This is a genomic window from Microvirga soli (assembly GCF_016734765.1).
In the GTDB taxonomy this organism is placed as follows: Bacteria; Pseudomonadota; Alphaproteobacteria; order Rhizobiales; family Beijerinckiaceae; genus Microvirga; species Microvirga soli.
The window spans coordinates 67,185-81,832 of sequence record NZ_JAERQE010000004.1 but is presented as its reverse complement, the minus strand read 5'-3'; the positions used below and the strand labels follow the sequence as shown (position 1 = coordinate 81,832).

Below are 14,648 nucleotides of genomic sequence, written 5' to 3'. Positions count from 1 at the left end.
CGCGAGCCGAAGCGTCCGTGGGGAGGAAAGGATTGTATCAAGCCCCGGCTCGAACAGCTTCCACCCTGCCACCACTGCTTGGTTCAGAAACGCGCGCATGATGAGGCTCACGCGGCGTGGAGTTCTCTGGCCACCTCGTTCACGATGGCCTGCAAATCGTCAGGCCCTGCGTCCTCCTCAAGCACATCAAGCTCCAGTCCATCGAACTGGCTAATGCCGAGGAGCCGCGCCACAGCGTTGTAAGGCTTGGCCTGCGCCACCCGCGCGGGGCTCAAGATACCAGCAGCTTCGAGCTTCCGGTGGATCGTGTGAGCGGTGGCAGTATCGATAGGACGGTTGTTGGGGCCGTAGATGCCGGTCAGAAGCCAATGGTTCGGGCTGAGGCTCAGGACTTCAATGATGGCGGGTTCCGGTAGGTACTCTACGTAGGCTTGCCGACCGACCACACAGAACCGGATCTTAGTCGCCAAGCAGTTGTTAAAGCGCGCCGCCGCCTCCTGCATCGCTTGTGCCGAGCCAAGGACGGCGAAATCTCCGTTATCGCAGATCGGCGGAGAGACAGGAAAGAGTCCGGCCTTATCCAACCACCGCATAGCCCAATCGTCCAACTTTTCGGGTTTGACATCAGCGAGGCTCTTGGCCAGTTCGAGTTCCGTCACCTGCGGCACAAGGCTCAGGATCAAGTCGATGGTCGTCTTGAAGTCTGCCACTTGCTCAACCGAGCGCAGACCCTCGACAAGATTGGTAAGAACAAAGGGAGGCTTCAGCGCCAACAGAACCGCAGGCATAGAGGGAGCCACCTTATCCATCTGCCGGAGAATCTTGGCGCGAACACGGTGCTCAGGCTGAGAGAGTATGCTGACGATGGTGCGGTAGGTAGCCGGATGCAGAGGGCTAGTGCCCAAGCGGCCAAGAACTCCGACCAGCCCCTCCAACGGTCCATAGGCGACACGAACGAGATCGCGCACTCGAATCTGGCGGGTCATGAGCACCTGAGCGACCCGCGCTCGCGGGTCGGCATCAGCAGTTCCAGCATGAGGGATAAGGGAGCCGAGACGGCTTGCGATGCCCTCCGGCCCCTCATGATGGCAGGACGAGAGCACGAGAAAGGTCGCTTGTCGGCGCAGGGGGCCTGCGGCCATAGCAAATCGGAGAATACCGGGATGGATTTCGTCGTAGGAGATGAGGATGCTGAGAGCCCAACCGTTGAATGCGCGCGGTTTCATTTCCGGACTAAGATCCAAGAGCAATCCCCGTCAATATTGATGATGATTCATTGTTTCATATAAAAGAGCATTTGTAAAGTATAACTTCTCATTTGATGTATATTATGAATCAGTATTACGAATATCGCTCGTTATTCTGAGTCATAGGACCGCCACTTACACCAAAAGCTGGCTCACCTAGCGGGAAACACCATCTCTGCTGCCCTTCATTGAGATGAGCTAATCATCTTTATGGGTTCGCCCTTCCCAATACCGATCTGCCATGGGAGTTGGGAATCGACATTCACCACTTGAACTTCTTAGATCGTGCGTATAGCTGCGGTTCACTATCTTTCAGTTAGTAAAAATGCGCGCAGATGAGGCTGCACCTTTTAGACACCTCATCCAATGGGATCTTGAATGTCCAACGAGACAACAGCAAACTACATCGAGCTTGCGGCTGACATCGTGTCAGCCTTTGTGACCAACAACTCCGTACCAGCCTCTGAACTTCCGAGCCTCATCGGGAATGTTCACGCTGCCCTCCAGAACATCGGCCAACCGGCGGCGAAGCAGGAGGAAGCGAAGCCTCTTCCTGCCGTCTCTGTGAAGAAATCTGTCACGCCGGACTACTTGATCAGCTTGGAGGACGGGAAGCAGTACAAGTCGCTCAAGCGGCACCTCGGTAAGTTGGGGCTGACACCAGAGGCTTACCGGGAAAAGTGGGGGCTGCCACGCGATTACCCTATGGTTGCTCCCGCCTACGCTCAAAGGCGCTCAGAACTTGCGAAGAGCATGGGCCTTGGTCAGCAACGTTCAAAAGCGGCTCAGGCCAAAGCCGCTGCCAATGATACTGTGAAAGCTGCCCCTGCGAAGGCTCCAGCCAAGCGCGGACGGAAGAAGGCTGCTTAAGGCATCTGTCACGAAGGTTTAGAAGGCTGCTATTCGAGCGGCCTTCTTTTTTGGCAGGTAGTCCTCGGCGGTCATGTCACCAGCCCAGAGCCAGTCTGCTGAGATTTGTTGCATAGCCCCGCTCTAATCGCTACGTTGTCACTACCAATATGGGGTGGCTGAGGGGCAATGGTCACGAGCACGAATTTTGGCTTTCTGGGTGGTCATGATGCCAACCTCGTCAGCCTCGGTGGACTGGCAGAACGCTACTTCCGCGATGATCCTTCCACATCCCTCGTCAAAATCCGCCAGTTTGCCGAACTTCTCTCGAAGCTGATCGCTGCCCGTAACGCTGCCTATTCCGGTGAGCGCGAAACCTTTGAGGAAGTCCTTCGCCGCCTCTCCTATGACCGTATCCTCCCGCGCGAGGTAGCCGATCTCTTCCACCGCATTCGCAAGCTCGGAAACGCTGCTGTCCATGAAGCCAAGGGCAGCCATGCCGAAGCTCTTTCCGCTCTGAAGCTCGCCCGTGAGCTTGGGGTCTGGTTTCACCGCTCCTATGGCAAGCAGCCGGATTTCCGCCCCGGCACGTTCGCTCCCCCACCGGAGCCGGAGAACATCGGAGCCGCGCTCAGGGCTGAGATCGCGCTCCTGCGCCAGAAGATGGCCGAGACGGAAAGCGCCGCTGAACAGGCCAGACGGGCTGCCGAGGACGAGGCCCGTGCGCGCGAGACGCTGGAAGAACGCCTGAAGCGCGAGAGCGAGGAACGCGCCCTCTGGGAGAAGCTGGCTCAAGAGACCGAGGCCAGTAAGGCTGAGGTCGTCGCGAAGCTCGCGGAGGTTCAGGCGCAGGCCGAACAAGCTCCGAAGGCCGAAGTTGCTTCCTTGGTCGAGCGAAGCGAAGCGGCAGCACAGAAGATTGATCTCGATGAGGCTGAGACCCGCGCCCTGATCGATCAGCAGCTACGGGACCGGGGATGGGAAGCCGACACCAAGCAGCTTCGGTATCACGAAGGCGTGCGCCCCGCCAAAGGCCGCAATCTGGCGATTGCCGAATGGCCGACCAAGAACGGCCCTGCGGACTATGCCTTGTTTGTTGGAATGAAGCTGATCGGCGTGGTCGAGGCCAAGCGCCAGCGCAAGAACATCTCCGCCGCAATTGATCAAGCCGAGCGATATGCCAAGGGCCTCACCTCGGTCGATGGTGGGGAGTTCGCAGGTGGCCCGTGGCACGGGCATGCCGTCCCCTTCGTGTTCGCCGCCAACGGGCGCTCCTATCTGAAGCAGATCGAGACCGAGAGCGGAATCTGGTTTCGGGACACCCGCCGCCCAACCAACCACAGGCGTGCCCTCGTGGACTGGCCCACTCCGGATGGCTTACTCAAGCGATTGGAGGTGGATGAGGACGCTGCCACTGAGGCTCTGAAGGCGCAGCCCTTCGACTTCGGCTTCCCCCTTCGCGATTATCAGCGTGACGCCATCAAGGCTGTAGAGCAGAAGCTTGAGGAAGAGCGACGGGCCATGTTGGTTGCTATGGCGACCGGCACCGGCAAGACGAAGTTGGCGATTGCCCTCCTGTACCGGCTTCTCTCGTCCAAGCGGTTCCAGCGCATCTGCTTCGTCGTGGACCGCAGTGCCCTCGGCAACCAGACCGAAGGCGAGTTCTCGACCACCAAGGTCGTGTCGGGCAAAACCTTTGCCGAGATCTTCGGCCTCAAAGGGTTAGCCGATGTGCTTCCGGACGCTGAGACCAAGGTTCATATCTGCACGATCCAAGGGCTTGTCCGTCGCGTTCTCTATCAAGCCGACGCCTCAGAAGCCCCGCCGATTGACCAATATGATCTAATGGTTATCGATGAATGCCATCGCGGTTATCTGCTCGACCGGGAGCTATCGGACGCCGAACTGTCCTTCCGGGGGCAGGAGGATTACATCTCCAAGTACCGGCGGGTGCTGGAGTATTTCGATGCTGTCAAAATCGGCCTCACGGCGACACCGGCCCTCCATACGACCCAGATCTTTGGCGACCCGATCTTCACCTATTCGTACCGTGATGCGGTGATTGACGGCTTCCTCATCGACCATGAACCACCCATCCGGATCGAAACGGCCCTCTCCCGCAGCGGCATCGAGTTCGAGAAAGATGAGGAACTGGAGGTCATCAACACGACCACGGGTCAGGTAGATCTCGCTCATGCCCCTGACGAGATCCGGTTCGAGGTGGAGCAATTCAATCGGGCCGTGATCACCGAGGAGTTCAATCGGGTCGTGGCCGAGGAGTTGGCCAAGCACATCGATCCGGAACTGCCGGGGAAGACCCTGATCTTTGCCGCCACCGACGCTCACGCGGATATCGTGGTCAAGCAGGTCAAAAAGGCGTTCGAGGACCGGTACGGCCCTATCGATGATGCGGCGGTGAAGAAGATCACCGGCAGCGTAGACCGGGTTCAGGCCCTGATCCGGTCCTTCCGCAATGATGCCAACCCCAAGATTGCCGTTACTGTGGACCTGCTGACGACCGGCATTGATGTGCCCTCGATCACGAATCTCGTGTTCCTGCGCCGGGTCAACAGCCGCATTCTCTATGAGCAAATGATCGGGCGCGCGACCCGGTTATGTCTGGATATTGGCAAAGAGGTTTTCCGCATCTTCGATGCTGTGGACCTTTATCCCCACCTTCAAAACCTCACCGACATGAAGCCGGTGGTGGTCAATCCGTCGATCAGCTTCGAGCAATTGGTCAATGAACTCGCTCAGGCCCAAACAGAGGCACAGCGCGACACGATCCGCGACCAATTGACGGTCAAGCTCCGCCGCCGCCTGAAGAAGCTCCCCGACGAGGCGAAGGCGCAGTTCGAGGCTGTCGCGGGTGAGACCCCAGAACAGACGCTGACGCGCCTTCAGAACTCCGGTGGACCGGATCTTACCGAATGGGCGAAGGCTCGCCTCGGCATTGGTCCAATCCTCGATTGGCAGTCCAACGGCTCCACTCCGACCTATATCCCGATCTCTCACCATGCCGACGAGCACATCCGGACGACACGCGGCTATGGCTCGGCTAAGAAGCCGGAGGACTTCCTCGACAGCTTCACGGCCTTCGTCAAAAACAATGTCAACAAGATTGCCGCTCTCAATGTGGTGGTGACACGCCCCCGCGACCTCACCCGTGCCCAATTGCGGGAGCTTCGGCAGGAACTCGACAAGCAGGGCTTCTCGGAGGCTCACCTTCGTCGTGCGTGGAGCGATGCGACCAATGAGGAGATTGCTGCCTCGATCATCGGCTTCGTGCGGCAAGCGGCATTGGGTGATCCTCTCGTCCCTTATGAGGAGCGGGTGAGCGCCGCCATGCGCCGGATCATGGCCAGCCGTCCTTGGACCGAGCCGCAGAAGCTCTGGCTCAAGCGGATCGGTGAGCAGCTTAGTAAGGAAATCGTTGTAGACCGGCAGTCCCTCGACCGCGATCCATTCACAAATGTCGGCGGCTTCAACCGGCTGAACAAGGTGTTTGACGGCCACCTCGAAGCGGTCCTTGCAGATGTTAACGAAGAACTTTGGAAGCGAAGCGCCTGATGGAAACCACCCACGATATCGTCGCGAAACTCTGGTCCCTCTGCCATGTCTTGCGGGATGATGGCATCACCTACAATGAATATGTAACAGAATTAACATATTTGCTCTTCCTGAAGATGCTAGCGGAGACCGGACGGGAGGAGCGCCTGCCCAATGGCTATCGTTGGAGCGAACTGGCGCAGCGGGAAGGATTGGAGCAGCTAGATTACTACAAGCGGATGCTGCTCGATCTGGGTGACGCCAAGAAGACGACAGACTCGCTGGTGCAGGCGATCTTCACGGACGCACAGACCCGGCTCCGCAAGCCGACAAACCTCAAGGCGCTCACAACCTCTATCGACAAGCTGGACTGGTTCTCGGCACGCGAGGAAGGGCTCGGCAACCTCTACGAGGGCTTGCTGGAAAAGAACGCGGCGGAGAAGAAGTCCGGAGCAGGCCAATATTTCACGCCTCGCCCCCTGATCGATTGCATCGTTCGCGTGATGAAGCCGCAGCCCGGTGAGGTGGTCCAAGATCCGGCGGCAGGAACGGGTGGCTTCTTGGTGGCGGCTGACCGGTACATCAAGGATCACACCAACGACCTCTTCATGCTGTCACAGGCACAAGCCTTCTTCCAGCGGAACAATGCCTTCACCGGGGGCGAGCTTGTCACCGATACCCATCGCCTGTGCATGATGAACCTCATGCTCCACGGCATCGAGGGCGGTGTTGCCCATGTCGATACCCTTTCTCCCGATGGTGAGGCATTTGGTAAAGCGGATCTAATCCTGACCAATCCGCCCTTTGGCACCAAGAAGGGCGGCGGCAGGCCGACCCGCAGCGACTTCTCGATTACCGCCGACACGTCCAACAAGCAGTTGGCTTTCGTGGAGCACATCGTCCGTGCCTTAAAGCCCGGAGGGCGGGCGGCAGTGGTGCTCCCCGATAACGTCCTGTTCGAGGATAACACCGGTCGTCGGCTGCGAACGTGGATGATGGAACTGTGCGACCTCCATACGATCCTGCGCCTTCCCACCGGCATCTTCTACGCGCAGGGCGTGAAGACGAATGTGCTATTCCTGTCCCGTGGTAAGACCGACAAGGCCAACACCAAGGCCGTCTGGGTCTATGATATGCGGAACAACATGCCAGCCTTCGGCAAGACTCGACCGCTGACGGTCGCTGATTTTGCTAACTTCGAGGCTTGCTTCGGGGATAACCCACTCGGAAACGCAGTGCGTCAGGATCAAGGAGAGGCAGGGCGGTTCCGCTGCTTTACGCGAGAGCAGATCGCTGCGCGCAATGACAATCTTGACATTTCATGGCTCCGAGACACCGAGGCTGATGCTGAGGAGAGCCTGTCGGAGCCGGAGGACATCGCCGCTGCCATTATCGGCCACCTGAAGGCGGCGCTGGAAGATATTGAGGCGCTATCGGACGAGTTGGAAGGCGAGGAAGAGGGCACAATCCTTCCGGAGGCGGCGGAATGATAAGCGTTCCGACGAATTGGGAACTGACCACTTTGGGCAGCTTGGCTGAGGACATCTCTTACGGATACACCGCCTCAGCAACACCGGACCCGGTTGGGCCAAAGCTTCTTCGCATCACCGACATCCAAGAGGGGCAGGTAGATTGGACGACTGTTCCGCATTGTCGCGAGGGAGCGTCACCAAAGTTCTTCTTACAAGATAGTGACATTGTTATCGCCCGAACTGGTGCAACGACAGGCAAGAGCTTTCTAATTCGCGCCGTGCCAGAGCGTGCAGTGTTCGCTTCGTACCTGATCCGAGTGAGAACGAGCGGTGGTATCAATCCGGAGTACCTTAGCGCATTTCTGCAATCTCCGGACTACTGGTCTCAAATACAGGTTGTCTCGAAGGGCACGGCTCAACCGGGCGCGAACGCCTCGATCCTGTCTAGTCTCGAAGTACCTTTGGCCCCGCCAGATGAACAGCGCCGCATCGTCGTGAAGATCGATAGTCTTTCGACAAAATCGAAGCGCGCCCGTGATCATCTCGATCACGTAGCGAGGCTGGTGGAGAAATACAAACAAGCTATCTTGGCGCGTGTTTTTGACCCGTCTCAGGACGGGCAGTCTGTCACCTTTGGCGATGTAGTTGACCTACTTAATGGTGATAGAAGTCAGAATTATCCGAGTGATGACGAGCAACTGCCAGCCGGATACTGTCTGTTTCTTGGAACAAGGAATGTTCGACAAGGATTCTTTGACTTTTCCGATACAAGTTACATAACAAAAGAGAAGCATCAATCACTGAGAGGCGGCACACTCTCTCGCGGGGATATCGTCCTAACAATCAGGGGAACCCTTGGCAATTGTGCTATCTACGATGATACGGTTCCCTTCGATGTAGTCCGTATCAACTCAGCGATGATCATTGTGAGACCCAAAGTTGCGGCAGATCCTCATTATCTAATGTGGGCTCTTCGCTCGCCACTTTTCCTTGGATGGGCAGGCTCCAACGCACGAGGATCGGCGCAGCCCCATCTTCGAGCCGCTGATATCCAGCTTGCTACACTCTATTTTCCAGACTTATCGGAGCAGAAGAGCCTCGTCCGACGTATCCATAGTGCCTTCGCATGGATCGACCGCCTCGCCTCCGAAGCCACCAGCGCGCGTAAGCTGATCGACCATCTCGATCAGGCGATCCTTTCAAAAGCCTTTCGAGGCGAGCTTGTGCCGCAAGATCCGAATGATGAACCGGCAAGCGTCTTGTTGGAGAGGATCAGGACAGAACAATCTGCTGGAGACGGCAAGGGGCGCAGGCGGGGTCGCAAAGCTGCGAACTAACGCACAGCCACGGAACAGGCGACTAACCAAGGGTGACGCGGTGGATGACAAGACTGAAAAATGGATCGCTGCAATCCCGTGGCGCTGGACCAGAAACAGCCTCATTGGATCGGTGGTCTGGTCTGTTTTGGTGATTGTTCCAGACGTTGGCACCTCGTCCCTTCAGCTTGAAGGCGTCCTCCGTCTGGCGACCTATATCCTCCTGCCCGTCACATTACTTGGCTTCCTGTGGGGCTTCTTAGTAAGGTTGTTGCTTCAGCGTCGTCTCCGTCGCGGGGACCACAAAGCTACCGCTGTTATTACACAAGTGCCGAGGCTGGTTGCCATAACGGGAGCAATTGCCGGATGTGTGTATGCCATCTGGGAGGCGGTACTGCGCGGAGTACCTTTTCCGCTTCTTTCGGAACAGGCATTCATCTTTGTGTTGGTCCGGATGCTCGCGTGGAGCTTGATTGGGTTTATCGCCGGGAGGCTCCTACGGAAGAACCTCCATGCAGCAGGCAGAATAGCCAGCGAGCCGAGTGAAGATCGACCTGTTCCCGAGTTGTGAGGTTCTGCTACCGGGACAGCAGTGGCTTACATGCAGCGACAACTGAAGAACGAGAGGTAGAAGAGGATATGGCCAAGAAGGACGAGCCATACCGATTGGTGATCGTGGAGAGTTACCGTCCCTCCCAGACGAGTGGTCTCCACGGGCCGATCCATATTCGGCCCGTGGCAGGTCAGGGCTTGCCGACCAACCTGCACGTCGAGTGCTCGAAGTCTCTCAGCCGGAACTATCCGGTCGGAACCCGCTTCCGGATCAAAGCCAAACTTACCGACAAGGAGGGCAGTGGCGACTTCCTCTACAGCTATTTTGGCTGGAAGTACGAGGTCTTGCCTCAATAGTCGGTTGATGAAGATTGAGACAGGCTGAGGCGGATGCTGTGAAAATGTGCCTTGACCAATGGCGAAGCGTTGCCCAGATTTAGTGTTGAGGACGTTGGAGCATTGCTCCCCTTCCTCAGATCACTGACCTTGGGATGAGGACATGGAGCAACTGCTCCCCTTCTTCACCCACCTACTTACAGATGGATAGAGCCATGTCTCTGAAACCCCTTCCGCCGGTCAATCACGACCGGGTTTACACCGAAATCGACTGCGAGATCGTCAACGCTCCCTCGAACTATCATGGTAGCGATGGGTATTATCGTGTTAGTGCCTGCATCGTGAACCCGGGGCGCGACGGTAAGAAAACTCCGGTCGCTATGATTACATTCGCGCAGTACGCAAAGCCCGGTCAGCCTCCAGAGAGAAATTTCTCCAGAGCAATCGCTTCTCAAGAAATCAATGTGCGCGCTCCCGTACACGTCGTGATCGGTCCAGACTTCGATCTGGAACAGGCCGCGCGGGGACGACTTCGTACCCGGCTCCTAGTGGAGTATGGGATCTAAGCAGAAGGGGGCGGGAAAACCCGCCCCTAGCATACCAGCTATATGGGTTGAGCTTGGATCAAACTTCTAACGCCTCCTCAAAGGAGGCGACGATGAACTCGCGTCCTCAGATCGACTCAGGGACTCGACCGAGTAATCGCGGAGATTACGCGGACAAGCGATCTATGATCCGATCCCCGCTGATGTTGAAGAAACGGGAATTTAGGTCGAGGTCTACTTTTGAGTATTTATTGCCTGTCGCGACGCGGTTTCCCTGCGCGTCAAGCTCCCCAACAGCGGCATTAAGCCAAAGTCGGTACTCTCCGACATCAAATCGCCAGACGTTACCTCGAATTTGCTCTCCGCCAATAGACGTATGCACGCGGTTCAGCTTACAGATCGTCATGGCCAACATAAGAGGCGAATTTCCGGATTCGTTCCAAACGAGATCGTCTTTCGCGAAGGAAGCGTAGTCAGCAGTAGAGAACTCAAAGCCGTTACATCCTTGGACTTGAGACAAATCCTCGTATGGATGTGTATGAAAATCTCCAAGCAAGGATAGCTGAGGCGACCATCGCCTAATCACTTCGTTCTTGAGTAGTGCAGCCCTTAAGTTCGGTGTGACACTATTATTGGTCCTTCGTGCCGAAAGGCTCATACTGAGTTTGGTGACATATAGAACCGTGAGTTCATCCTCAATTCTACCGAAGCCCCAGACGTACCCCAAAGTTTCGAGATGAGCCGCACCAGACCTCCGCCCATCCCCAAGGCAGTAAGCCTCCACTGCGGCAAGCACCATCGACTCCAGAACATCATCCGATAGCTTTACAAGATAATACACTGCCCCACCCCGTTCGCATTTTGGAACCAGCTTCCCGTAGAGACTTACAAGGGTCAAGCTCCGGATTATGCGCTATCTACAGCTACGCAAGTCTGAGTGAGTACCTAACGTCCCGACAGCCCATGTTTTCACAGACATTGGATAAATACCGGGCACCTATGTCGAAGGACCACCATGCGCTACAGCGACTTCGCCCCCACCCAAACCTCCACCTTTAAGAAGCGTCTTCGAACCGTCACCCTCTACGTCCTCGATGATGCAGAATGGGCTCTCCTGACCAAAATCCGCAAGGCCACAGGTCCAAGCCGGATCATTGCTGTCAGATCGCTCGCACCTCGGTATCAGGGTTTTTCGGTTGATGTGCTCTGTAAGGATGTCGATGCGGCTTGGGAGCTATTCGCTAACTTCCATGACCATTCCTTCCGGAAGCTTTGCCACGACGCCGCTTACGTCAACTAATTACCCGAAGCCCCATCACAGCCCGTAATGATTTATGAGGCAAGACGCTCAAGATCGGGTGGAGGCTCTGCGCCATTCTCCTTATGCAGCCTCTCCAAACGGGCCTTGGCGATCTCGTGGTAACGCTGGTTGGTCTCGACACTAATGAATCCACGACCATTCTGGTAGGCCGCAACGGCGGTAGTGCCGGAGCCCCCGAAGGGATCGAGCACAACGTCTCTGGGGTTGCTACAGGCTCGGATGATCCTCTCGATCATAGCGACCGGAAACTGGCAGGGGTGTGCCGTCTTCTCCCGTGATGCGCCACGTCCTCCCACCACTCTGGGAAAGTGCCAGTAGTCGGTTGGGTTCTTTCCGGCAGGGTTGTTTCGATTGTCAGAGCCGATGTTGAGCGTATGGTCGCGCACATCGTCCAAGTGAAAGACATACTTCTTGGGGTCTTTGACCAGCCACATCCAACGCTCTGTACGATGCGAAAAGCGAGTCTTGTAAGACATTCCCCCTTCGAAATGCCAGACGACCTCCTGAAGCATATGGAGACCATATCGGCGGAGCAGCGGATAGTAGAGGTAGGAGAGAGGGACGTTTTCGGTCTCGGAGACCTTGATATGACCGACATTGAGCCAAAGCGCGCCGCTGGGAGCCAAGATCCGTGGAATGCACGAGACCCACCGCTCTGCAAAGCTCACATACTCCTCAACCGAAAGATCGGCCTCGTATTCCTTACCGGCATTGTACGGAGGGCTGGTCACGACCAGATCCACAGACGCGCTCTCCATACCCTGCATGAATTCGATGCAGTCGGCATGCACCAATCTCTGGACCGATGAACCGCCCATACTGCGAGGCGCTTCCCTCCTGACTGTTGCAGGCTTCCGCACACGCGCAGTCGGGGCTAATGCGGCAATGGCAGCCTCAAGGCTGGCAATGCGCCCCTTGCCCTGTTCCAGCCCACGGATCGTAGGAATCGAGAGGCTACTCCGCTCCGAGAGTTTCTGAAGCGACCAGCCCTTCCTTCGTCGGGCCGCTTGGACGCGAGCGCCGAGGCTGCTGGCTGGCGGAAGGCCAGCTACCGGTATCCGGAGGTGGTCGAGAATGGAGATCAGGGTCTTTAGCGTTCCTGCTCCTTGTTCGGCCAGCCATACCGCACGGGGTGTCACGCCGATGGCTTGGGCCAGTTCCTCCTGAGAGAGGATTGCGCGCTGACGCGCATCTCGGATTGAGGGTGCAAATTTCATGAAAGGAATCGACAGGAGGGACTGTCTAAACCTTTCATGGTTCGGTGGTAGAACTCAAGGGCGCTCTTTGGGCGATCAATACCCTTCCATGAACATGACCATCTCGATCCCGCGCATCGTCCAGCGGCGATCACCATCCTGATCCGGCATTAGCCCATAGCGTTCAGGCTGTGCATTCAGAGCGTCCCGCATGAGCCTTACGAGCAGGCTCCCGAAGAACTGCGGCTGCCATTTTTGATATCCAGACCTCCATCGCAGTTGGAGAGACCGGAGCCGGTTGGCGTCTCGACCCGGCACCCACCGTAGCTGGTCTTGGACGTAGGCTTTGAATTTGTCGGACCATCCCTCTCCACCGGTCAGGATGGCTTTCTCCACATTGCGGATCAAACCCGCAGCTACTCGGCTATCATAGATGATCTGCGGCGTCCGGTCGGCATCCTCCAGCCATGCTGTTCCGAATGCGGCCACCTTGGTCCATCCGGAATCCATAAAGGCGTCGTTGACGTGTCTCCATTGAAGGGCGCTGGCAATGACGGCTGCTATCTGATCACCTGTGGGGTTCTGCTTGGTGGCCCCTCGTTCAACACCACCCCACTCGAACGTCCGTCGAGCGAGGCTCTTGAGTAGTTCATGGTCTTCATCTGTGAGGGGCAATCCAGCATCGATCTTCTGAGCGACGGGTTCGAAATCCGCAGCAATCTGTCGGGCCTGTCCTATCCCGTCAGATCCATTCCTCGGCTTCCATTCATAATTCTGAAGCCGGTCGCGCCAGCCCTTTGAAACGACGCTACGGCGTCCACGCTCTTTGCGTGGTGTGTAGACGTGGGGCTCTTCCTCAATCTGGCTGACAAGGATCGCAGCGAGAATTTTCAGGTCGGCGAGGTGTCCATTGACGCAAGAACCGATGAAACGTTCATATCCCAAGGCGTGCCCCCAAAGCTTTTCGTATCTGGTGACACAGACTTCGCATACCGGGTAGTGGCTTTTGGTTTATTTCCAACAGATTCAAGGAATGGAGGCTGACGGTTGCTGACGGTCCTCGTGAACCGTTCTGAGACCGCTCTAGTATTCCTCTGATCCTCTCATGGGACAGGATCGCTTCGCGACCCTGTGCCCACTGATGGTCTTACGTTGTTCGCGTTCCCTCGCTGTGCTCTGGAACGCTCTCCCTTCAGACCATCAGTGATCTGCAAACAATTTCTTTTGGATCTCTCTTCCATTCACACCCAAGATCAATCGTCTATTTCCCCCCTTCTCTGAACATACCGAGACGTATGAGCAGAGAAGGAGGGAAAATTGCGTATTCACACCCTGAGTCTGTGATCGCTCAACTGGCCGCGTGCTCATTTTATTGATTGCTGGTGGTTCTCCGTTTGCCAGCATGTAACGGCCCATTCCCCGGCAACACACCTACGAGTGAAACTTTGGGATCGTGCGGCTAGATGTGCGATGCGCCTTTTGCATCTGCCGCGACTTGCGTTTCCGGTTGTCTTTTCGCCAGAACGGTTATCGATTGAAATCGAAGCTCGTGGACCAGACCGTTGAGGGATCGGTCCACGCGGATAGGTGCCAAAGTCGTCAAGGCATACCTATCCTCTTTATGGAGGTGCCTTCTTGCAAAGCGCCATTCTGGCCTTTGCCGAGCAGCCGTTTAGAGAGACACCGACACTTGCAGTTTGTCTCAATTCCGTCTCGTCGGTGCTCTACCTCATAGTCCCCGGTCTGCGGCTGACGGCATCACCCGTCTCTGCCTTTGTTATTTGTCCCGGTTTCCGTTTTGGGGCGGAGTTGGCCCCTATAACTCCTGAGCGTTTCGTGCGATGGTCATCCATCAATATTATTTATTATCTCACACTGTTGGGCAGAAAGTCGATAAACTCGTGCGCCTAAACCCTATCAAATCGGCAGAGATTTGAGCCACGCATTCGCCGCCTGACATGCCGCATCGATGGTGGTCCCGTCGTACCTCTCAATCACACAGTGGGTCGCGAGAGGTTCAAGCAGATTACCCTCATAGAAGGTGGCTCGGACGACCATCTGCCAACCGGTGCCGGTGAACTCGTAGCACCATGTCTCCGCGCTATGTGGGACGCCCGATCTGTTCGATGTCAGGTCGGCGCGAATCGTTACACCACCTTCTGCAAACGGATCGAAAGGAGGGGGCAGATGCAGCCGAATAAGCTTCTGGACGGCCAACTTGTTGGCCGCATCAACGATTGAGGTATGAGGGTTCATAGAGGCACC

At 56.6% G+C, this 14,648-nt stretch carries 13 protein-coding genes and 1 pseudogene; 8 read left to right on the top strand and 6 right to left on the bottom strand.

Annotation, left to right across the window (positions count from 1 at the left end; translation table 11 throughout):
* Positions 1-107: 107 nt before the first annotated feature.
* Positions 108-986 (bottom strand): hypothetical protein, encoded by an 879-nt coding sequence (locus tag JKL45_RS05710; protein ID WP_201860154.1) that lies wholly within the window; start codon positions 984-986, stop codon positions 108-110.
* Positions 987-1,625: 639 nt separating this feature from the next.
* On the opposite strand from JKL45_RS05710, the gene JKL45_RS05705 reads away from it, so the two are divergent.
* From JKL45_RS05705 to JKL45_RS05675, 7 genes are all read left to right on the top strand, one after another.
* Complete coding sequence (locus JKL45_RS05705; RefSeq protein WP_201860153.1) at positions 1,626-2,117, top strand: Ros/MucR family transcriptional regulator; 492 nt, start codon at positions 1,626-1,628, stop codon at positions 2,115-2,117.
* A gap of 168 nt (positions 2,118-2,285) precedes the next feature.
* On the top strand, positions 2,286-5,666 hold the full coding sequence (gene hsdR / locus JKL45_RS05700; RefSeq protein ID WP_201860152.1) for a type I restriction-modification system endonuclease: 3,381 nt from the start codon (positions 2,286-2,288) through the stop codon (positions 5,664-5,666).
* Complete coding sequence (locus tag JKL45_RS05695) at positions 5,666-7,135, top strand: class I SAM-dependent DNA methyltransferase (protein ID WP_201860151.1); 1,470 nt, start codon at positions 5,666-5,668, stop codon at positions 7,133-7,135. The genes hsdR and JKL45_RS05695 overlap by 1 nt, the downstream gene beginning before the upstream one ends.
* Positions 7,132-8,454: a restriction endonuclease subunit S gene (locus tag JKL45_RS05690; protein ID WP_201860150.1), complete on the top strand. Its 1,323-nt coding sequence runs from the start codon at positions 7,132-7,134 to the stop codon at positions 8,452-8,454. The genes JKL45_RS05695 and JKL45_RS05690 overlap by 4 nt, the downstream gene beginning before the upstream one ends.
* A 40-nt stretch (positions 8,455-8,494) precedes the next feature.
* Positions 8,495-9,004, top strand: coding sequence for a hypothetical protein (locus tag JKL45_RS05685; protein WP_201860149.1), 510 nt, complete (start codon positions 8,495-8,497; stop codon positions 9,002-9,004).
* Positions 9,005-9,072: 68 nt separating this feature from the next.
* On the top strand, positions 9,073-9,342 hold the full coding sequence (locus JKL45_RS05680) for a hypothetical protein (RefSeq protein ID WP_201860148.1): 270 nt from the start codon (positions 9,073-9,075) through the stop codon (positions 9,340-9,342).
* Between the two features lie 194 nt (positions 9,343-9,536).
* Complete coding sequence (locus tag JKL45_RS05675; RefSeq protein ID WP_201860147.1) at positions 9,537-9,887, top strand: hypothetical protein; 351 nt, start codon at positions 9,537-9,539, stop codon at positions 9,885-9,887.
* A 145-nt stretch (positions 9,888-10,032) separates the two neighbouring features.
* On the opposite strand, the gene JKL45_RS05670 is transcribed toward JKL45_RS05675, so the two are convergent.
* Positions 10,033-10,707: a hypothetical protein gene (locus tag JKL45_RS05670; RefSeq protein ID WP_201860146.1), complete on the bottom strand. Its 675-nt coding sequence runs from the start codon at positions 10,705-10,707 to the stop codon at positions 10,033-10,035.
* 174 nt (positions 10,708-10,881) lie between these two features.
* On the opposite strand from JKL45_RS05670, the gene JKL45_RS05665 reads away from it, so the two are divergent.
* Positions 10,882-11,166 carry a hypothetical protein gene (locus JKL45_RS05665; protein ID WP_201860145.1) on the top strand — a complete coding sequence of 95 codons (285 nt, stop codon included), beginning with the start codon at positions 10,882-10,884 and terminating at the stop codon, positions 11,164-11,166.
* Positions 11,167-11,198: 32 nt separating this feature from the next.
* On the opposite strand, the gene JKL45_RS05660 is transcribed toward JKL45_RS05665, so the two are convergent.
* The 4 genes and pseudogenes from JKL45_RS05660 to JKL45_RS05650 all read right to left on the bottom strand — a co-directional run bounded on the left by JKL45_RS05660 (position 11,199) and on the right by JKL45_RS05650 (position 14,639).
* Entirely contained in the window at positions 11,199-12,005 is an 807-nt protein-coding gene (locus tag JKL45_RS05660; RefSeq protein ID WP_246498328.1) for a DNA-methyltransferase, read from the bottom strand.
* A 240-nt stretch (positions 12,006-12,245) separates the two neighbouring features.
* Positions 12,246-12,404, bottom strand: a pseudogene (locus tag JKL45_RS30760) (helix-turn-helix domain-containing protein); the annotation flags it as partial.
* A gap of 75 nt (positions 12,405-12,479) precedes the next feature.
* Entirely contained in the window at positions 12,480-13,328 is an 849-nt protein-coding gene (locus JKL45_RS05655; RefSeq protein WP_201860143.1) for a hypothetical protein, read from the bottom strand.
* 972 nt (positions 13,329-14,300) lie between these two features.
* The gene (locus JKL45_RS05650; RefSeq protein ID WP_201860142.1) at positions 14,301-14,639 is read right to left on the bottom strand and encodes a hypothetical protein; all 339 of its coding nucleotides are present in this window, start codon (positions 14,637-14,639) and stop codon (positions 14,301-14,303) included.
* Positions 14,640-14,648 lie beyond the last annotated feature (9 nt).